At 63.3% G+C, this 19,756-nt stretch carries 18 protein-coding genes; 10 read left to right on the top strand and 8 right to left on the bottom strand.

Annotation, left to right across the window (positions count from 1 at the left end; all coding sequences use genetic code 11):
* Nucleotides 1-269: 269 nt before the first annotated feature.
* Entirely contained in the window at nt 270-1,235 is a 966-nt protein-coding gene (locus IVB01_RS07150) for a sensor histidine kinase (RefSeq protein ID WP_247282001.1), read from the bottom strand.
* Nucleotides 1,236-1,415: 180 nt separating this feature from the next.
* Between IVB01_RS07150 and IVB01_RS07145 the strand changes: the two genes are divergently transcribed.
* Nucleotides 1,416-2,255: a glucose 1-dehydrogenase gene (locus tag IVB01_RS07145; RefSeq protein WP_247282000.1), complete on the top strand. Its 840-nt coding sequence runs from the start codon at nt 1,416-1,418 to the stop codon at nt 2,253-2,255.
* A 210-nt stretch (nt 2,256-2,465) separates the two neighbouring features.
* On the opposite strand, the gene IVB01_RS07140 is transcribed toward IVB01_RS07145, so the two are convergent.
* The gene (locus tag IVB01_RS07140; RefSeq protein ID WP_247281999.1) at nt 2,466-3,842 is read right to left on the bottom strand and encodes a cytochrome P450; all 1,377 of its coding nucleotides are present in this window, start codon (nt 3,840-3,842) and stop codon (nt 2,466-2,468) included.
* Between the two features lie 375 nt (nt 3,843-4,217).
* Nucleotides 4,218-5,453: an LLM class flavin-dependent oxidoreductase gene (locus tag IVB01_RS07135; protein ID WP_247281998.1), complete on the bottom strand. Its 1,236-nt coding sequence runs from the start codon at nt 5,451-5,453 to the stop codon at nt 4,218-4,220.
* On the opposite strand from IVB01_RS07135, the gene IVB01_RS07130 reads away from it, so the two are divergent.
* Together IVB01_RS07130 and IVB01_RS07125 are read left to right on the top strand one after the other, a co-directional pair.
* Entirely contained in the window at nt 5,397-5,726 is a 330-nt protein-coding gene (locus tag IVB01_RS07130) for a hypothetical protein (RefSeq protein ID WP_247282060.1), read from the top strand. The genes IVB01_RS07135 and IVB01_RS07130 overlap by 57 nt on opposite strands.
* Nucleotides 5,727-6,062: 336 nt before the next feature.
* Nucleotides 6,063-7,232 (top strand): PHB depolymerase family esterase, encoded by a 1,170-nt coding sequence (locus tag IVB01_RS07125; protein ID WP_247281997.1) that lies wholly within the window; start codon nt 6,063-6,065, stop codon nt 7,230-7,232.
* A gap of 26 nt (nt 7,233-7,258) precedes the next feature.
* Here the strand turns inward: IVB01_RS07125 and IVB01_RS07120 are convergent, their stop codons facing one another.
* Nucleotides 7,259-7,561 carry a hypothetical protein gene (locus tag IVB01_RS07120; RefSeq protein ID WP_247281996.1) on the bottom strand — a complete coding sequence of 101 codons (303 nt, stop codon included), beginning with the start codon at nt 7,559-7,561 and terminating at the stop codon, nt 7,259-7,261.
* A gap of 140 nt (nt 7,562-7,701) precedes the next feature.
* On the opposite strand from IVB01_RS07120, the gene IVB01_RS07115 reads away from it, so the two are divergent.
* Nucleotides 7,702-8,088 (top strand): helix-turn-helix domain-containing protein, encoded by a 387-nt coding sequence (locus IVB01_RS07115; protein ID WP_247281995.1) that lies wholly within the window; start codon nt 7,702-7,704, stop codon nt 8,086-8,088.
* A gap of 4 nt (nt 8,089-8,092) precedes the next feature.
* Here the strand turns inward: IVB01_RS07115 and IVB01_RS07110 are convergent, their stop codons facing one another.
* On the bottom strand, nt 8,093-8,761 hold the full coding sequence (locus tag IVB01_RS07110; protein ID WP_247281994.1) for an MBL fold metallo-hydrolase: 669 nt from the start codon (nt 8,759-8,761) through the stop codon (nt 8,093-8,095).
* A gap of 174 nt (nt 8,762-8,935) precedes the next feature.
* Here IVB01_RS07110 and IVB01_RS07105 point away from each other — a divergent pair, with 174 nt between their 5' ends.
* Complete coding sequence (locus tag IVB01_RS07105) at nt 8,936-10,537, top strand: alpha-amylase family glycosyl hydrolase (RefSeq protein WP_247281993.1); 1,602 nt, start codon at nt 8,936-8,938, stop codon at nt 10,535-10,537.
* A gap of 166 nt (nt 10,538-10,703) precedes the next feature.
* Here IVB01_RS07105 and IVB01_RS07100 read toward each other — a convergent pair whose 3' ends face one another.
* Complete coding sequence (locus IVB01_RS07100) at nt 10,704-12,404, bottom strand: alpha-amylase family protein (protein ID WP_247281992.1); 1,701 nt, start codon at nt 12,402-12,404, stop codon at nt 10,704-10,706.
* Nucleotides 12,405-12,693: 289 nt separating this feature from the next.
* Between IVB01_RS07100 and IVB01_RS07095 the strand changes: the two genes are divergently transcribed.
* The gene (locus tag IVB01_RS07095) at nt 12,694-13,185 is read left to right on the top strand and encodes an MmcB family DNA repair protein (RefSeq protein ID WP_247281991.1); all 492 of its coding nucleotides are present in this window, start codon (nt 12,694-12,696) and stop codon (nt 13,183-13,185) included.
* 150 nt (nt 13,186-13,335) lie between these two features.
* Here the strand turns inward: IVB01_RS07095 and IVB01_RS07090 are convergent, their stop codons facing one another.
* Together IVB01_RS07090 and IVB01_RS07085 are read right to left on the bottom strand one after the other, a co-directional pair.
* Nucleotides 13,336-13,890 (bottom strand): ActR/PrrA/RegA family redox response regulator transcription factor, encoded by a 555-nt coding sequence (locus tag IVB01_RS07090; protein ID WP_275974801.1) that lies wholly within the window; start codon nt 13,888-13,890, stop codon nt 13,336-13,338.
* Between the two features lie 103 nt (nt 13,891-13,993).
* A complete protein-coding gene (locus IVB01_RS07085; RefSeq protein WP_247281989.1) occupies nt 13,994-15,316 on the bottom strand; it encodes an ActS/PrrB/RegB family redox-sensitive histidine kinase in 1,323 nt (440 codons plus the stop codon).
* 108 nt (nt 15,317-15,424) lie between these two features.
* Here IVB01_RS07085 and IVB01_RS07080 point away from each other — a divergent pair, with 108 nt between their 5' ends.
* The 4 genes from IVB01_RS07080 (at nt 15,425) to IVB01_RS07065 (ending at nt 19,748) form a co-directional block, all read left to right on the top strand.
* Entirely contained in the window at nt 15,425-16,228 is an 804-nt protein-coding gene (locus tag IVB01_RS07080; protein WP_247281988.1) for an ABC transporter ATP-binding protein, read from the top strand.
* A 193-nt stretch (nt 16,229-16,421) separates the two neighbouring features.
* On the top strand, nt 16,422-17,240 hold the full coding sequence (locus tag IVB01_RS07075; RefSeq protein ID WP_247281987.1) for an ABC transporter permease: 819 nt from the start codon (nt 16,422-16,424) through the stop codon (nt 17,238-17,240).
* 122 nt (nt 17,241-17,362) lie between these two features.
* Complete coding sequence (gene phaZ / locus IVB01_RS07070; RefSeq protein WP_247281986.1) at nt 17,363-18,691, top strand: polyhydroxyalkanoate depolymerase; 1,329 nt, start codon at nt 17,363-17,365, stop codon at nt 18,689-18,691.
* 217 nt (nt 18,692-18,908) lie between these two features.
* The gene (locus IVB01_RS07065; RefSeq protein WP_247281985.1) at nt 18,909-19,748 is read left to right on the top strand and encodes a SprT family zinc-dependent metalloprotease; all 840 of its coding nucleotides are present in this window, start codon (nt 18,909-18,911) and stop codon (nt 19,746-19,748) included.
* Nucleotides 19,749-19,756 lie beyond the last annotated feature (8 nt).

Here is a 19,756-nt window from a genome sequence, read left to right as displayed (position 1 = left end):
CTTGCGCGGTTCCCTCTTAAGTTTGGTTAAGGGGTCCGAAGAAATACGGGGGTGTTTTGGCCGAAACTTGCGACCATGCGACGCGCGCCGCCGATCGTCATTAACAGAGCGTCAATGCGCCCAGGGAAACTGCGAGTGGAGCGCGCGTTCTCTTTCGCTTGTAACAATCCGGCGGCGCGATGAGCTTTGGCTGAACCGATGCGAGCCCCGGGCTCGATCACCTCTCTCTCCGGGGAGAGGTGACCCGATCGACCGAACTTTGTTGTCCGTCAGCCGCTCTTGGGGATACGGCATTGCATGATGCAATGGAGGCCGGTTTTCAAGAATGAGAGCTCGGTCTTGCCGTCGAAGGCGGTTAGCGCCGACTTCAGCAATTTGGTGCCGAAGCCCGGTGCCGACACCTCGCCGATGCTCGGCCCCTCGGTCTCATCCCAAGTGATGGTCAGGCGATCGCCGGTGACCGTCCAGGACACCTGCAACAATCCGCGCGGTGCAGAGAACGCGCCATATTTGCCTGCATTGGTGGCGAGCTCGTGAAACATCAGTGACAGCGTGACCGCGAGCTTCGGCGGCAGGAACAGCCGGTCGCCGTTGAGGGTGAAGCGCACATGGCCGTAAGGCCCGAGCTCCGCGATCAGGAGGTCGCGGATGTCGCAGCCCGCCTTGTCGATCCGTGAGATCAAATCGTCGGTGCTGGCCAGCGACCGCAGCCTCGGATCGATCCGGGCCCAGACCTGCGGCTGGTCGTGCAGCACCTGGTGCAGCACGGCGTGCACCGTCGACAGCTTGTTCTTGAGCCGGTGCTGGAGCTCGTCGACCAGCAGCTTGCGATAGTCTTCTTCCTCGATCAGGCGTTTGGAAATCCGGCGCTGCTCGATCAGCAGGGTACGATAGTGCTCGACACCCCAGATGGTGAGTGCACAGACCACCCAATAGAGCGTCAGCAGCGCAAACCGGGCGCGGTCGGCAGAGGCATCGCCGAAATTGACGATCACGCCGAGCACGCCGCCGAAAAGTGCGGTCACGATGCCGATCCGGAAGCCTCCGAACGCGGCGGCGAAGAACACGGCCGGGAAATACGGGGTGAAGTAGACGTCTGGCCGCACCTGGGCGAGAGCCCAGCGCGACAGCGTCGCGAGCAGCAGGCAGGCGACCGCGAAGGCGATGCTCAGACCGAGCGATGGCGGTGCCACGCCCTGCCAGCCCTTGCGGAACTCGTCGATCAGCTTCCCCATGCCCAGCCCGGTCGCGATGCCCGTCCGAAAGTCGAGCCATGGGTTCGAATGTTACGCATGTCGGACACGCAAGCAAAGCTTGCCTTGCCACGGGTCGGCGGGAATAGTGACCGTCGCGGCGCCGTCATCTGTCAGTGTCCGCCATCTGAAAATCAAATCATTCGAAAACGGGAACATTACATGGGCAGGCTGGACGGCAAGATTGCGATCATCACCGGCGCGACGAGCGGGATCGGATTGCGCACCGCGGAAGTCTTCGTTGCCGAAGGTGCCAAAATTGTGATCGCGGGCCGGCGCATCGCCGAAGGCGAGGCGCTGGCGAAGCAGCTCGGGCCGACTTGCGTCTTCCGCCAGACGGACGTGACGGTCGAAGCGCAGATGCAGGCGCTGATCGCGCTCGCGGTGGACAAATTCGGCAAGATCGATTGCCTCTTCAATAATGCCGGCGGTCCGGCGCAGACCGGGGGCATCGAAGGCCTCGAGGTCGAGCGGTTCGACGCGGCGATGGCGACGCTGGTGCGCAGCGTCATGCTCGGCATGAAGCACGCAGCGCCCCACATGAAGAAGCAGGGTTTTGGCAGCATCATCAACAATGGCAGCATCGCCGGCCGTCTCGCCGGGTTCTCGTCCTCGATGGTCTATAGCGCGGCCAAGGCGGCGGTGATCCATCTCACCAAATGCGTGGCGATGGAGCTCGGCGAGTCAAACGTGCGCGTCAACTCGATCTCGCCCGGCGCGATCGCAACCGGAATCTTCGGCAAGGCACTCGGGCTGTCGACCGACGCAGCCGAGAAGACGCCGGCGGTGATGCGCGAGGTCTACAAGACCGCGCAGCCGATCCCGCGCGCCGGTCTCCCTGATGACATCGCCCACGCCGCGGTGTTCCTGGCGAGCGACGAGTCCAGCTTCATCAACGGCCACGACCTCGTCGTCGACGGTGCCATGACCGGCGGCCGCAACTGGAGCCAGCAGCAACAGGGTTACGTGGCCTTGCGCAAGGCGTTCGATCAGGGGGCGTAGCGGCGAGCGGGAGGCGGGCTCCAACACCTCTCCCGCTTGCGGGAGAGGGAGTGCGCTTCTTGTGCTGCGAGCTATCAATCCGATCTCGTCATTGCGAGGAGTCCGCGATCAAATTGCGAAGCAATTTTGTCGCGGGCGACGAAGCAATCCAGCCTGTTTCCGCGGAGATAGTCTGGATTGCTTCGCTTCGCTCGCAATGACGGTGTGGCGCTAAATCGCCTTCACCCGCACCTGCAAGCCGTCCCGCGGCTTCGGGATCGGCCACATCTGCCAGTCCGGCTTGTAGCCCGGTTCCAGCGACACCTCGATGTTCTGCAAAAAATGCCGCGCGAAGCATTTCGTCTGCATATAGGCGAAGTGCAGGCCGAGGCACATATGCGCGCCGCCGCCGAACGGCACAAAGGCGAAGCGGTGGCGGTTGCGCTGGGCTTCCTCGGTGAACCGCAGAGGATCGAAGCGGTCCGGCTCCGGCCAGATGTCCTTCATGTGATGTGTGTAGAGCGGATTGACGCCGACGGCGGTGCCGGCGGGGATCGTAAAGCCCTTGAAAGTGAAAGCGCGCATCGCGCGGCGCGGCATCGATGGTACCGGCGGCTTGATCCGCAGCGCCTCCTTAAACGCCATCTCCGACAGCGGCATCTTTTCCAGATCGTCGAAGCTGCTCGGCGCATTCGGAGCGAGCCCCAGCGCGAGGACCTCCTCCCGCAGCCTGTTCTGCCAGTCCGGATTTGCCGCGAGCTCGCCGATGAAGGAGGTCAGGGACGAGGTCAGCGTGTCGTGCGCCGCCATCATCAGGAAGCTCATATGGTCGACGATGTCCTGCTCCGACAGCAGCGCGCCGTCTTCATGGGTGGCGCGGCAGAGCTGCGAGAACAGGTCGTCGCCGCCATGATTGCCGCGTCGCAGCGGAATCTGCTCGCGGAAATAGGCGACGATGCGTTTGCGCCCCTTCACGCCTCGCGCCATCTGGGTGCCCGGCAGGGGGCGGCGGATCGGGGCGACGGCGGCCGCGACCATGTCGATGAAGGCACGGTTGATCTCGTCGACTTCCGGTCCGATGTCGGCGCCGAGAAACGAGGCCGCAGCGAGATCGAGCGTGAGCTGCTTCATCGCCGGGTAGAGCTGCATCTCGCCGGGCTTGGCCTTCCACTGCGCGACGCGCGCGGAAATGCCGCGATCGAGATCGCGCAGATACGACTTCATCGGACCGGACTTGAACGCGACCGACAGCGCCTTGCGATGCAGGCGGTGCTCATCGAAATCGAGCAGCATCAGCCCGCGCGGAAACAACAGACCGAGCACCCTGTTCCAGCCGTGTGTCGACGAGAACAGCTTCTGCTGGTCGAACATCACGAGCTCGTTCGCTTCCGGACCGAGCAGCACGACATTGGTCTCGCCGAAAATGTGCGTGCGGTAGACCGGGCCGTATTTGGCGCCGTTCGCCTCGACGTGGCCCTTGGGGTCGGCGAGCACCTGAAAGGTCTTGCCGATGATCGGCCAGCCCTCGTCGCCGGGAATGTGCGTCAGCTCGTTGCGCCTGGGCGCAGTGAACTGAAGCGCAGGGGCGGCCACATTCTGCATCGACATGACGATCGCTCCGGTTGGCGGACACGGTCAGCATAGCACAGCCGATTGCGATGACACGGCGGTCGTTTGCGCACAAAATCGTCACACGCGCGTCGTTGTCGTCCCGGCGAAGCCGGGACAATCGCATTTGAGAGCAGTCCTTGCGGCCGATCCTTCGAGACGCCCGCCTTTGGTGGGCCCTCAGGATGAGGACGGAGCGCGCGGCAGCAGATTCGGCGGACGCCGATGCCGCTTAGCCTGATCCTGAGGAGACCGCCACCGGGTCCGCGCAAAGCGCGGCCCGATGACAGGCTCCGCGGTCGTCTCGAAGCACGAGGCGCTCGCTCAGGCGCCGCCAAGTATATGCGACAGCCCTGCGGGAGCGCAGATCGGCGCCTACCGCTTCGCCGCTTCCTTCTGCAAATCCGGTGCGTTCACGGCGGGAATCGCGACACGGCCGGGGCCAGTCACCTTCAGCGCCTCGGCGGCCTTCTCGTTCTCCATGATCTTGGCCATCACGGCCTGGCCCGCGCGCTCGAAGATCGCGCGATTCTCGATCACGAATTTTTGCGACTTGCGAAGACCGTCGATATAGCCGTTGATCTCCGGCACGACGTAGCGCGCGACCATGTCCCAGCTGCGGCGCGTATTCTCCGGATTGGCCCAGTCATGCACGAAGCCGATGATGGCGCCGACGCCGCCGGACACTTGCATCACATTCTTGATGGTTTTGACGAGATCGTCGGGCGTGCCGATGGTGGATGCCGCGCCTTCGACGAAGGCGGTCTTGTCCACGGCCTCATCAGGTGAGGAAAAAGCCGTGAGGCCCGGACGTTGCAACGTGCCGACATTATATTCGTTGTGCCAGCGCATCAGCCCTGCACCGGCCTCGCGGCGCGCCTGCTCGCGTGTCTCGGCGATATGCCAGGTCAGGAGCACGCGCCAGTCGGCGCGGCTCACATTGGTGCCGTGTTTTTTCGCCGCGTCCTCGGCGAACTGCCATTGCTGCTGCAGCGACATCAGTCCCTGCGTCGTCATCGAGCCCAGCGAGATGATGCCGATGCCGTATTTTCCGGCGAGCGTCATGCCGGAGGGAGAGATCTGCGAGGCCACCACGAACGGCATCTCCTCCTGCAAGGGTAGGATCTGGAGCGCGGCGTCGTTCATGGTGAACCAGTCGCTCTTCGCGGTGACGCGCTCGCCGTTGAAGAGGCGGCGGATCACGCCGATCGCCTCGTCCTGGCGGTCGCGCTGCGTCATCGGGTCGATGCCCAGCGTGTGCGCGTCGGACGCCAGCGCGCCCGGGCCGGAGCCGAAGATGGCGCGGCCGCCGGTCATATGGTCGAGCTGCACCATGCGCTGGGCGACGTTGAAGGGATGGTGATAGGGCAGCGACACCACCCCGGTGCCAAGCTTGATCCGCTTGGTGCGCTCGCCGGCCGCGGCCAGGAACATCTCGGGCGATGCGATCATCTCCCAGCCGGAGGAGTGATGCTCGCCGCACCAGAACTCGTCATAACCGAGGCTATCCAGCTGCTCGACCAGGTCGAGGTCGCGCCGGAACTGGAGCATCGGATGCTCCCCGATCGGATGATGCGGGGCAAGAAAGGCTCCAAACTTCAGGCGCGCCATGGCGTTCTCTCCGGCTTTGATTTTCTGTTTGTTGAAGCGGCGAGGCTACGTGCTCGCGGAAGCGAACGCAATCGTACGATGTCCCGCATGGCGGAATGCGCGCATGCGTCTGTCTTTTTCCTCCCCCATTCTTGCGTGCAGGCGCTTACGGCCGGGCTTGTCCCGGCCACCCGCGACCTTTGTCAGGGCACGAAGAACGTAGATGCCGTGCTCTGGCGCCGGAAGGCGATCGCGTTTGATCATTCACAGGAGATCGTCATGCTCGGACGGTAGCTGGCGCAGGGCGCGACCGCCGCCTTGATGGTGCGAGCAGGTGCCGGCGATCCTGCATCTGTTGGTCACCGACGATTGGGGCAGCCGCGCCTTCAGCGCGCGCAGGATTTCTCATCTCGCTTGGGCTGTCTGTCACATTGATCATGATCTGCGCCGCATTTCTGGCGTGAATGCGCCCCGCATCGGCACGAAGTCAGGGCATTGCGGTTAATGAGCGCAGATTCCACGGGAAATCCCGTCGATTTTGCAGGATTGACAGCACACGGCCTTTTTATTTCGCAATGCAGCAACTATCTGGTTTGGCTGGAGTTGAACCTCGCCCACCAGGAAGTTGCCGTGTCGTTAGCCAGAAATGTCGATCTCTTGAGACGTCTGCCAAAGCTGGACGGTCTGCGCTTTGCCGAACTCGGCCGCAGCGCAGGTTCATCCAGCCCACTGCAAGAGGTCACGGGCTTCGGTGTCAATCCCGGGACCTTGCGCATGTTCGCGTTCGTGCCGGCGCAGCTTCAGCAGCCGCGCGCGCTCGTCGTCGTGCTGCACGGCTGCGGCCAGACCGCTTCCGGCTACGATCTCGGCGCCGGCTGGTCGACGCTGGCGAAGCATTACGGCTTCGCGCTGCTGATGCCCGAGCAGCAGCGCATCAACAACGGCAACACCTGCTTCAACTGGTTCAATCCGGAAGACACCGCACGGGACAGCGGCGAGGCGCGTTCGATTCGCGAGATGATCGCGCACATGGTGGAAGCGCATCGCATCGACCCCAAGCGCATCTTCATCACCGGCCTGTCCGCCGGCGGCGGCATGACGTCGGTGATGCTCGCGACCTATCCGGAAGTCTTCGCGGCCGGCGCGATGATCGCCGGCTTGCCCTATGGCATTGCCTCGAACCTGCGCGAGGCGCTGGACGGCATGTTCCATTCCCCGGCGCGTCCGGCGCGCGAGCTCGGCGATCTCGTGCGCCGCGCCTCTGATCATCGTGGTCCCTGGCCGAAGGTGTCGGTGTGGCACGGCAGCGCCGACCGCACCGTCAACCCCGGCAATGCCAACGAGATCGTCAAGCAATGGCTCGATTTGCACGATCTGCCCGAGGTGCCGATGGCGGAGACCATTGTGGACGGCTATCCGCGTCAGGCCTGGTGGAACAAGGACGGCGAGACGCTGGTCGAGTCCTACGCCATCACCGACATGGCGCACGGCACGCCGCTCGGTCTCGCCGACAACGATCAGCGCTACGGCATGGAAGGCGCATTCCTGATCGAGGCCGGCATCTCCTCGTCCTATCACATCGCAAAGTTCTTCGGTCTCACCGGCTGGATTCCGGAGGCGGCAAAGAAGGCGCAAGCCAAGTCATCGAAGCCGGCGCTGACGCCCGCGCCGCATCTCGCCCGCTCGATCCTGACCGCTGTCGCCGAAAAGCCGGCCGAGCCGAAGCGCGAGAGAACACGCAGCTTCGATCTCGGCCGGATCATCACGCGCGCGCTGACGGCGGCGGGGTTGATGAAGTAGTTTGTCGCGCAGGCAGATGATACTCACTACGCCGTTGCGCCAATCATCTCGATCGGCGTCACCGTGACCTCGCCGCCGGCCACCTTGCGCGTCATCTCCTGATAGGCCCGAAAGAAGTCGCGCGATTGCAGGGTCTTTTGCGCGGTATCGTCCATGACGCTGGCGAGGTGGATATAGCTGCCGTCGTCGCGGTGCTTCAGGACACGATAGCCGATCCGCCCTTTCAGCTCCGGATCGCCGTCGATCGCCCTGATGAAACGGCCGACCTCCTGGTGCCAGGCCTCCGTCGTGCCGCTCCTGAATTCATACTTGATCATGAAGTGCTTCATGTGACGCTCCCTGTTCGTCATGTGCGTCAATCATCTGCGCCTTGCACGCGATCCTGCAAGTATGGACAAAATTGATAGTATGGATTTTTTCGGCGCCGCCCCTATTCTCGTGCAAGCTGGATGCGCATGGAGGAGACGAGATGGCCAAGGCACTGGTGAAGGCAACAGCGAACCCGGCGCGCACCTGTCCGGTCGCGGCGTTTCAGAAGATGATCAGCGGCAAGTACAAGCTGCGCATCGTCTGGGATTTGAAGGATGGTCCGCGCCGCTACGGCGAGATCAGGAGCGGTCTGCTGCGCGGCACGGAAGGCAGCGCGGAGATCACCCCGCGCGTGCTCAGCCGCGAATTGAAGGCGCTGACGGCGAGCGGCCTGATCGACCGCAAGGATTTTGGCGAGGTGCCGCCGAAGGTCGAGTATCGCCTGACTCGCAAGGGCAGGAGTTTTGTGCCGGTCGTCGCCGCGATCCGGGAATGGGGCGACCGTAACCTGAGCGAACCCGCGGCGCTGGCGGACGCCGCCGAGTAGAACCTTACATCTCGCCGGTGATGAACGGATTGGTCATCCGCTCCTGGCCGATGCTCGAGCCGGCGCCGTGTCCGCAGATGAAGCCGACGTCATCGCCGAGCGGCAAGAGCTTGGTCTTTATCGAATTGATCAGCGTGGCGTGACTGCCGCCGGGCAGGTCGGTGCGTCCGACCGAGCCGGCGAACAGGACGTCGCCGACATGCGCAAAACGCAAGTCCTTGTTGAAGAACACCACACTGCCGGGCGAGTGGCCGGGGCAGTGCAGGATGTCGAACTGCAAGCCGCCGATCGAGACGCTGTCGCCTTCGTCGAGCCAGCGGTCCGGCGCAAAGTTGCGCACCCCCGTCATGCCGAAGCGCGCGCCGCTCTCGACCACATTGTCGAGCAGGAACTTGTCCGTTTCATGCGGGCCCTCGATCGGCACCTTCAGCGCGTCGCGCAGATCGGCCGCGCCGCCGACATGGTCGATATGGCCGTGGGTCAGCCAGATCTTCTCCACGGTGACGCCGGTCTGCTTGATCGCATCCAGAATCTTCGGCACGTCGCCGCCGGGATCGATCACCACGGCCTTTTTGGAGGGCTCGTCCCAGATGATGGTGCAGTTCTGCTCGAACAGCGTCACGGGCACGATGATCGCGCCGGCTTTGGCTTTGGTGTCATTTTGCTCGGTCATGGCCTCACAATGCCGATTTTTGCCAGGCCGCCAAGCAAAAGATTCGGGCCAAACAGCCGGAACGAGACCGGGAACAATGGTCACACCGCCGTCCCAATTGATCTGCCAATTTGAACCGGGGCGTCGCTGTCGCGTTCTCCCGCGCGAGGGCGCAGATTTGGGTGGTCTTTCGGCATGGCTCAAGGCAATGCGAATTGGTGGCGCGACGGGATCTTCTATCAGATCTACCCGCGCTCGTTTCAGGATTCGAATGGCGACGGCGTCGGCGATCTCGCCGGCATCCTCAGGCGGCTGCCTTACGTCAAATCGCTCGGCGTCGACGCGATCTGGCTGTCGCCGATCTTTCCCTCGCCGATGGCGGATTTCGGCTACGACATTTCCGACTATACCGGCATCGAGCCGCTGTTCGGCACGATGGAAGATTTCGATGCGCTGCTCGCCGCCGCCCATGACAACGGCCTGAAGCTGATCCTCGACCTCGTTCCCAACCACACCTCGGACCAGCATCCCTGGTTCATCGAGAGCCGGTCCTCACGCGACAATCCCAAGCGCGACTGGTACATCTGGCGCCATCCGGCGCCGGATGGCGGCGTGCCGAACAACTGGTTGTCCGAGTTCGGCGGCAGCGCGTGGCAATTCGACGAGACCACGGGCCAATATTATTACCATGCTTTCCTGGCCCAGCAGCCGGATCTCAACTGGCGCAATCCGGAGGTTCGCACGGCGATCTACGACGTGATGCGGTTCTGGCTGGAGAAGGGCGTCGACGGCTTTCGCGTCGACGTGATTTGGCACCTGATCAAGGACGCCGAATTCCGCGACAATCCACCGAACCCGCACTACGTCGAGGGCCGGGCGCCGAACGAGAAGATCCTGACGCAATACTCGACCGATCAGCCGGAGGTGCATGACGTGATCGCGCAGATGCGGCGTGTCACCGATGCCTTTGGCGCGCGCGTCTTGATCGGCGAGATCTATCTGCCGCTGCATCGATTGGTGGCCTATTACGGCAACGATCTGACCGGCGCGCAGATGCCGTTCAACTTCGCGCTGCTCTCGACCTTCTGGAGCGCGCGCTCGATCGAGAAGATCATCGAGGATTACGAGAAGGCGCTGCCGCGCGGCGCCTGGCCGAACTGGGTGCTCGGCAATCATGACCGTCCGCGCGTTGCCAGCCGCGTCGGTCCCGAGCAGGCGCGTGTCGCCGCCATGCTGCTGCTGACGCTGCGCGGCACGCCGACGCTCTATTACGGCGACGAGATCGGCATGCATCAGCTCGCGATCGCGCCGGAGGACGTACGCGACCCCTTCGAGAAGAACGTGCCCGGCATCGGTGTCGGCCGCGACGGCTGCCGCACGCCGATGCAATGGGATTCCTCCAACTTCGCCGGCTTCTCGGAGGTCCGGCCATGGCTGCCTCTGCCGGAGGATCACATCCGCGAAAACGTCGTCAATCTCGAAGCCGATCCACGCTCGATCCTCACGCTATACAGGCGCCTGATCGCGTTGCGGAAAGCTTCCCCGCCGCTGGTCGCAGGTGATTATCACCCGATCTCGGCGCAAGGCGATCTGCTGATTTATCGCCGCGAGGCCGGCGGCAAGGCGGTGATCGTGGCGCTCAATCTCGGCGCCGATCCGATCGCTGTCACCACCAGCGCCATCCCCTTCGGCAGCGAGATCCTGCTGTCGACGTTTCTCGATCGCGAGGGGGAGAAGTTGGAGGGCGTGCTGGACTTGCGCGGCAACGAGGGCATGGTGCTGGCGCCGCCGACGTAGCCACGCTTTCGCCAGGAGAACGTCGGAAGAGTGACCACTGCTATCTCCCTGTCATTGCGAGCGCATCGAAGCAATCCAGACTGTCACCGCGGCGCGATTCTGGATTGCTTCGCTACCCTCGCAATGACGATCGTTGAAGCAGTGGAGCAGATTGCGGCTCTCGACGTCACCCCGGATGCTTCTTCGCCCGCACCGTGCTCCCGTCGATGTCGCTCCGCTTCAACAGATAATCCAGCCCGCCGACGCGGTACCAGCGATAGCCGTAGGGCTCCAGCACGACGCGGTGCTGGCCGCGCTTGTCGGCGTGGCTGTGGTCTTCCGCGAGCAGATTGACGAGGTGCGCGCCGGCCCCATCAGGCAATCCGGCCGAGAACGCGATCTCGCGCGGCTTCTCGTCGAGATTGTGCACGAACAGCACCGAATTGTTGCGCCAGTCATAGCGCATGATGAACACGGCGGGATCGCGCACAGGAATTATCGCGAAATCGCCCCAGCCGACTTCCGGCACCTCCTTGCGCATGCGCACGATGCGTTCGGTCCAGTTCAGCATCGAGTTGGGATCGCGCCGCTGCTTGGCAACGTTGACGTGGTCGTAGCCGTAAGGGCCCTTGTCGATGACGGGGCATGCCGGCTTGTTGCTCTTGGTGAAGCCGCCATGCGGCTCGGTCGACCATTGCATCGGCGTGCGCGCGCAGTTGCGTTCAGGCAGCGAGAGATCGTCGCCCATCGCGATCTCGTCGCCATAACGGATGACGGGCGTCCCCGGCAGCGTGCACATCAGGCTATAGGCGAGCTCGAGCCGCCGGCGGTCGCCGCCCAACATCGGTGCGAGGCGCCGCCTGATGCCGCGGTCGTAGAGCTGCATGTCCTTGTCGGGACCGAAGCATTTGAACACGATCTCGCGCTGTGCCTTGGTCAGGCGGCCGAGATCGAGCTCGTCGTGATTGCGCAGGAACAGCCCCCATTGCGCGGTGGCCGGCCGCGGCTTGGTCGCCTTCAGCGCCTTCGCCAACGGCCGCGAGTCGGCCGAGGCCAACGCGTAGAACAGGTTCTGGTTGACGTGGAAGTTGAACATCATGTGCATGCGATCGCCGTCGCGCCCGAAATATTCCATGTCCGTCTTCGGCAGCACGTTGGCTTCGGCAAGGATGATGGCGTCGCCCTGGCGCCATTGCAGGAATTCGCGGAAGGCGCGCAGCATGTCGTACTGCTCGACCGGCTTCCTCACTTTCGCGCCCTTGGTCGCGATCACGAAGGGCACGGCATCCATGCGGAAGCCGGAGACGCCGAGCTGGATCCAGAACCCCATGATCTTGAGGATCTCGGCCTGCACGCGCGGGTTTGAGGTGTTGAGATCGGGCTGGAAATCGTAGAAGCGATGAAAGTACCAGGCACCGGCTTCCTTGTCGCGCGTCCATGTCGATTTCTGCACGCCTGGAAACACCATGCCCTCGTTGGCGTTGGCCGGCTTCTTGTCGGACCAGACATACCAGTCGCGATAGGGCGAGTTCTTGTCGCGCCGCGCCTCCTTGAACCAGGGATGCTGGTCCGAGGTGTGGTTGACCACGAGATCGATGATGATTCGGATGCCGCGCTGCTTGCAGCCATGGGCGAACTCGACGAAATCGCCGAGCGTGCCGTAGCGGGAATCGACGCTGTAATAGTCTGCGATGTCATAGCCGTCGTCGCGGCCCGGTGAGGTCTGGAACGGCATCAGCCAGATCGTGGTGATGCCAAGCCCGTGCAGATAGTCGAGCCGGCGGAGCAAGCCCTTGAAGTCGCCGATGCCGTCGCCGTTGGCGTCCATGTAGGAGCCGACGGACAGGCAGTAGATTATGCCGTTCTTGTACCAGAGATCGTCGATCATGCGCCGCAGCCTCGATGGATCCGCCCGGGCGCGGCGGCTGCGTGATAAGTGTGAAGGAGAAGGGAGGTTCCGCCCTCTCGCCTCACACTCGCTGTCGTCCCGGGGCGCGTAGCGAGCCCGAGACCCTTAACCCCCAGGGAGAAGTTTGGCGAAGATTCGAAGTGACCGTCTTCGTTAAGCAACCACTTCCTGTGGTTATGGATTCCGGGCTCGCCCCAAGCGGGCGCGCGCCGGAATGACGGGTGGGGAGACAGTGTCCGTCCCTCACGGAATCGGCTATCCTCCTCCCATGGACAACACCGCCCGCAACATCGCTCTCGTACCGCCGCCGGACCGTCGCCAGTCGGAGACGGCGCTTGCGGTTGCGCGCGGGACGGCGCGGCTGTTGCGATCGCTCGGCTTCTCATGCATCAGCGAATTGCCGCTGCCGTCGGGCCGCCGCGCCGATCTCGTCGCGTTGAACGAGCGCGGCGAGGTCTGGATCGTCGAGATTAAGTCGTCGGTGGAGGATCTGCGCGCCGATCAGAAATGGCACGAATACCGCGCTCATTGCGACCGGCTGTTCTTCGCCTTCACGCAGGATCTGCCGTGCGAGATCTTTCCTGAAGATACCGGCCTCATCATTGCCGACGCCTATGGCGCGCACATGCATTGCGAGGCGCCCGAGCACAAGCTTGCTGCCGCCACGCGCAAGCAGATGACGGTGCGCTTCGCGATGGCGGCAGCGCTGCGGATCAACCGCCTGGTCGATCCGCAGGGACACGCGGATTTCTGGGAGTAGGGCGCACTCGTGTCCCGGACGCGCTGCAGCTGAACGCTGCGGCGCAGAGCCGGGACCCAGAAGGCGACAATGTATGCTGAGGCATGGGCCCCAGCTCAGCAGCGCACCACTTCGTGCTGCGCTGCGTCCGGGGCGCAAGTGCGGCGAAAACTACCTCGGCGCGCGCTTGGCCAAAATCCGCTGCAACGTGCGGCGGTGCATGTTCAGCCGGCGCGCCGTCTCCGAGACGTTGCGGTTGCACATTTCGTAGATGCGCTGGATGTGTTCCCAGCGCACGCGGTCGGCGGACATCGGATTGGTCGGCAGTTCGGATTTCTCCGCGCTGGTCGAGAGCAGCGCCGCGACGACGTCGTCGGCGTCCGCGGGTTTCGAGAGATAATCGACCGCGCCCATCTTTACCGCGGTCACGGCGGTGGCGATGTTGCCATAGCCGGTCAGCACGATCGCGCGCGCGTCCGGGCGCTTCTTCTTCAGCGCCGAGACCACGTCAAGGCCGTTGCCGTCGCCGAGCCGCAAATCCACCACGGCGAAGGCCGGTGCCGATTTGCCGATCTGCGCAAGACCGTCCGAGACGGTGTCGCAGGATGTCACGGCAAAGCCCCGCGTCTCCATCGCGCGCGACAGCCGCTCCAGAAACGGCTTGTCGTCCTCCACGATGAGAAGCGAGCGGTCGGTCTGTTCGTTCAGTTCGGCGATGGCGTTCAAGGTGTTGTCCTCTCTCCAGCGCATTGACATATGGCGTCGCAATCGTTCGGTGCCAAGGCGGCCAATAGTCGATCGGCCCCGTTGTGCGACGCAAGGTCGCGGCCTATCCTATTGTTTCTTCAAGCGTCTCGATAGCCTCAAAACGCTCTCGCGGCCAATTGATCTGGACCACCGCGCCGTGATCCGGAAAGGTCCGGTTGGTAAAGGAGACCTTGGCGCCGGTGCGTTCGAGCAGTGTGCGCGCGATGAACACGCCGAGACCGAGGCCGCGCCGCTCGCCGCCGCCTTCATCCTGGGTGCGCCGCCGCGACAGATAGGGCTCACCGATCCGGTTGAGGATGTCGGGCGGGATGCCGGGACCGTCGTCGGAGATCACGAGTTCGATATGGTCCTTGTTCCACCAGGCGTTCACCTCAACGGTGGTGCGAGCGAAATCGACTGCGTTCTCGACGATGTTGCCGATGCCATAGAGGATCGCGGGGTTGCGTGAGCCGACCGGCTCGGCCGCGACGGCCACCGCGATCCGCACCTTGATCTCGACACCGAAGTCGCGATGTGGCGCAACCACCTCCTCGATCAGCTCCGACAGCTTCATGCGGTCGAACGGCGCGCCGGTGGAGGACAGCTGCGTGATCTTGCTCAATATGTCGCGGCAGCGCTGGGTCTGCTCGCGCAGGGTTTTCAGGTCGGCGGCGATGGTCGGATCGTTCACCGTCTTTTCCAATTCGCGCGAGATCAGGAAGATGGTCGCGAGCGGCGTGCCGAGCTCATGCGCGGCTGCGGCAGCTAATCCGTCGAGCTGGGTCAGATGCTGCTCGCGCGTCAGCACGAGCTCGGTTGCAGCCAGCGCGTCCGCGAGCTTGCGCGCCTCCTCGGTCACCTGGAAGGAGTAGAGGCTGGTGACGCCGATCGCGAGCGCGATCGAGAGCCAGACGCCGATGAGATAGATCGGCGGCAGCACCAGGGGATCATCGGAATCCCAGGGCAGCGGCAGATGAAAGAAGAACAGGATCGAGGCGCAGGCAACGGCAAGCAGGCCGAGGCCAAAGGTGAAGCGGGCGGGCAGCGCCGTGGCCGAGATCAGCACGGGTGCGAGGAACAGGAACGAGAACGGGTTCTGGAGGCCGCCGGTGAAGAACAAAAGCCCAGCCAATTCCACGATGTTGAGTGCCAGCAGTCCGGCCGCCTGCATCGGCTCCAACCGCTGCATTGGATTGGCCACCGTCTGGAGCGCCAGGTTGAGTGCTGCCGACAGGAAGATGATGCTGACGCAGGGGACGATCTCGACGTTGAATTCCAGCCCCTGCGCCACGATGAAGATCGCGGCGAGCTGCCCCAGCACCGCGAGCCAGCGCAGCCGCAGGATCGTGTCCAGGCGGATATGCCGCTGCGCGTGGCGAAAGCCGGAATCGGCAATTTCGGTCATGTCGGCCAATGTGGCGGTGCCTTCTCGATCACAAGCGCTGGGCTCACGGAACCACCCAGGAATTACAAGCCTTGCGCTATCGGCTGCAATAGCAGAAGAACGGCCAGCATGACTGAGAATGACAAGGCTTCAAGTCGGCCGACTGTCGCGGATCGCAGCGCACCTGCGGCGATTGCGGTCGATCATCTCGTCAAGGTCTACAAGCAGACCCGCGCCGTCGACGATATCTCCTTTTCGTTGCCGCGCGGCAGCATCACCGGGCTGCTTGGCGGCAACGGCGCCGGCAAGACCACGACCATTGCGATGATCATGGGCCTGGTGCTGCCGACCTCCGGCCGTGTGCAGGTGCTCGGGCGAAGGATGCCTGAGGAGAGCGCGTCCGTGCTGGGGCGGATGAATTTCGAGAGCCCCTATGTCGACATGCCGATGCGGCTCACGGTGCGACAGAACCTCACCATCTTCGGCAAGCTCTACGCGGTGAAGAACCTGTCCGAGCGCATCGCCGAGCTCGCCGATGATCTCGACCTCAGCGATTTCATCGATCGCGCCAACGGCAAGCTCTCCGCCGGGCAGAAGACCCGCGTCGCGCTCGCGAAAGCGCTGATCAACCAACCCGAGCTGCTCTTGCTGGACGAGCCGACCGCCTCGCTCGATCCTGACACCGCCGATTGGGTGCGGGCGCATCTGGAGCGCTATCGCAGGCAGCACCACGCCACCATCCTGTTGGCCTCGCACAACATGCTCGAGGTCGAGCGGCTCTGCGATCGCGTCATCATCATGAAGCGCGGCCGCATCGAGGACGACGACACGCCTGAGGCGATCATGGCCCGCTACAACCGCACCACGCTGGAGGAGGTGTTTTTGGACGTCGCACGCGGGCGGGTGAACGGTGCGAAGGAGGCGGCGAAGTGAGAGTGAGAAGGCAGCGGGTGCTCCTTTCGTCACTGCGAGCGAAGCGAAGCGATCCAGAATCTTTCTGCAGAAGGACTCTGGATTGCTTCGTCGCATCAGCGCAAAATTGCTACACAATTTTGTCGCGAGCTCCTCGCAATGACGTCTTGGATAGATCGTGCGCGGCATTTCCATCGCTATGCGGGAGGGCGCCATGAGCCAGCTCTCGCTCCGCCGCGGCATCTCCGCCCATCGCATCGGCGCGATGATCCTGCGCTATTGGTATCTGCTGATGTCGTCCTGGCCGCGGCTGCTCGAGCTCTTGTATTGGCCGGCGCTGCAAGTCATCACCTGGGGCTTCCTCCAGCTCTATATCGCCGAGAATGCCAATTTCTTCGCGCGCGCCGGCGGCACGCTGATCGGCGCCGTTATCCTCTGGGACATTCTGTTCCGTGGGCAACTCGGCTTCTCCATCTCGTTCCTCGAAGAGATGTGGGCACGCAACATCGGCAACCTCATGATGAGCCCCTTGAGGCCGATCGAATTTCTGCTGTCGCTGATGGTGATGAGCCTGATCCGGCTCGCGATCGGGATCATTCCGATGACGCTGCTCGCGCTGTTCCTGTTTCACTTCAATGTTTATGCCCTCGGCCTGCCACTGATCGCCTTCTTCTGCAATCTGATCTTCACGAGCTGGTCGGTCGGCATCTTCGTCTCGGGCCTGGTGCTGCGAAATGGCCTCGGCGCCGAGAGCATCGTCTGGACCTTGATGTTCGCAATCCTGCCGCTCGCCTGCGTCTACTATCCCGTCAGTGTGCTGCCTGCCTGGCTGCAATACGTCGCCTGGGCGTTGCCCCCGACCTATGCCTTCGAGGGAATGCGCGCGCTCCTGATCGAGCAAACCTTTAGGACCGATCTGATGCTGGAGGCGTTGGCCATCAACGCAGTGCTGCTGGTCGCATCTTTTGGGGCATTCCTTGCCCTATTGCGAAGCGCCAGGAAGCACGGTTCGCTGCTCTCGGCTGGCGAATAACGTCACTTTCCCGTGGATTCATGCTGGTTTTGGCGCTTCCGCTACGTAGATGTACGGAACCATGCATTGACGCAATATTGCGCATTCGGCAGTATGCTGCGATGCGAAGAGGGATATGAGCGATGCCTATTGGTGAGTTTGGCGGCGCGCCGCCCCTGGCGGCTGAAGGCAGTCCGGTCCTGACGACGCCGATGTACTGGATGTACGAGATGGCGCAAGCCTCTCTCAATCCGGCGCGCGCGGTCACCGATGCGACCAAGCTCCTGTTTCAGAATCCTCTCAATCCCTGGGCGCGTACCGAGGTCGGCAAGTCGGTCGCCGCGGCCTGCGAATTGTTCGAGCGCACCACGCGCCGCTACGGCAAGCCGGAATGGGGCCTCAACGACACCGAGGTCAATGGCATCCGCGTCCCCGTCGAGATCCGTTCGGTCTGGGAAAAGCCGTTCTGCAAGCTGCTCTATTTCGATCGCAAGTTCGCTCGCCCCTTGCGCAGTCCGCAGCCGCGCGTGCTGATCGTGGCACCGATGTCCGGCCATTATGCGACGCTGCTGCGCGGTACGGTCGAGGCCTTTCTGCCCGCGCATGAGGTCTACATCACCGATTGGGCCGATGCCCGCATGGTGCCGCTCAGCGAGGGCCGCTTCGATCTCGACGACTACATCGACTATGTCATCGAGATGCTGCACGTTCTCGGCGGCAACACCCACGTTATGGCGGTGTGCCAGCCCTCCGTCCCCGTCGTCGCCGCCGTCTCGATCATGGAAGCACGGCGTGATCCCTTTGTGCCGACCTCGATGACGCTGATGGGCGGGCCGATCGATACCCGCCGCAATCCGACCGCGGTGAACAACCTCGCCCAGGAGCGCGGCATCGACTGGTTCCGCAACCACGTCATCACCAAGGTGCCGTTCCCGCATCCGGGCATGATGCGCGATGTCTATCCGGGATTCTTGCAGCTCAACGGCTTCATCAGCATGAATCTCGACCGGCATATGGATGCCCACAAGCAGCTCTTCGCCAATCTGGTGAAAGGCGACGGCGATCTCGTCGACAAGCATCGCGAATTCTACGACGAATATCTCGCAGTCATGGATCTCTCCGCGGAGTATTATCTGCAAACCGTCGACACCGTGTTCGTGAAGCACGCACTGCCGAAGGGCGAGATGACCCATCGCGGAACACGCGTCGATCCTTCCAGGATCACGCGCGTGGCCTTGATGACGGTCGAAGGCGAGAAGGACGATATCTCCGGCCTCGGTCAGACCGAAGCAACGCACACTTTGTGCAGCGGGATTCCCGATCATCGCCGCGTTCATTACGTCCAGAAGGGCGTCGGGCATTACGGCGTGTTCAACGGCTCGCGTTTCAAGTCGGAAATCGTGCCGCGGATCCATGATTTCATGGTGTCGGCGGCGAATCCGACCTCGCTGCAGGCGCTCGCGGCCGAATAGTCGCGTATTTCGGCTTTCCCGTCGAAAATTCCTGCCCTGCCGGGGCCTTTTGGAGCGGGCGGTTCCGTCCAGATTCGCGGTATTAAGGTAACCTCAAAGGAGTGAGTCGTTACTCACCCCTTGGGGGTGCCGCATGCGTCCAGCGGGGAGGAAAATTGATGGTTCCAACCCCAGTCTGTAGGGTCTCCCGGACGCCTGACCGCTGTATATTGGGCAAATGATTTGTTTTTGCGCCGAGCGCTTCCCATGGCGGCGGTTATGGCAGAATCGGGGCGCCCTCCTGCCCCCCGGACTGACAGACATGGCCACTCGCGCGCTCCTTTATCGGCGGCCCCACGAACCAAAGACCCTCGTCATCACCCACGGCTCGCAATTTTTTGCGATCCGGCTGCGCCGCCACAGACGCGCGCGACGCTATACGCTCAGAATCCATCCGAGCGATCGCGAAGCCATCCTCACCATGCCGCCGCGCGGCACGCTCGCCGAAGCAAAAGACTTCGCGCAGCGTCACGGCGCTTGGATCGCCGCACGCCTCGGCCGGTTGCCGAAGGCGGCTCCGTTCCAGCCAGGCACGGTGATACCGTTGCGCGGCACGCCCCATCGCATCGTTCATCGCGCCGGCCAGCGCGGCACGGTGTGGACCGAGATGCGCGAGTCCGGCGAACGCATTCTCTGCGTCGCCGGTGGTCTCGAGCATGTCGACCGCCGCGTCAGCGACTTCCTCAAGCGTGAGGCGCGCCGCGATCTCCAGCGCTCAGCCGAGGCCTACGCGGCCGAGCTTGGCGTCAGGGTCAAGCGGCTCTCGATCCGCGACCAGTCCAGCCGCTGGGGCTCCTGCACCTCGGCGGGCTCGCTGTCGTTCTCCTGGCGGCTGATCCTCGCACCGCCCTTCGTGCTCGACTACCTCGCCGCCCACGAGGTCGCCCATCTCGTCGAGATGAACCACTCGGCGCGGTTCTGGCGCGTCTGCGGTAAGATCTGCCCGTCGATGGAACGCGCCAAGAAGTGGCTCGACACGTGCGGGAATGATCTGCACCGGTATGGGGTCGAGGATTAGGCCCTGCT

Origin of the sequence: Bradyrhizobium sp. 164, assembly GCF_023073715.1 — a bacterium.
In the GTDB taxonomy this organism is placed as follows: domain Bacteria; phylum Pseudomonadota; class Alphaproteobacteria; order Rhizobiales; family Xanthobacteraceae; genus Bradyrhizobium.
This window is presented reverse-complemented; position numbering and strand designations above follow the sequence as displayed.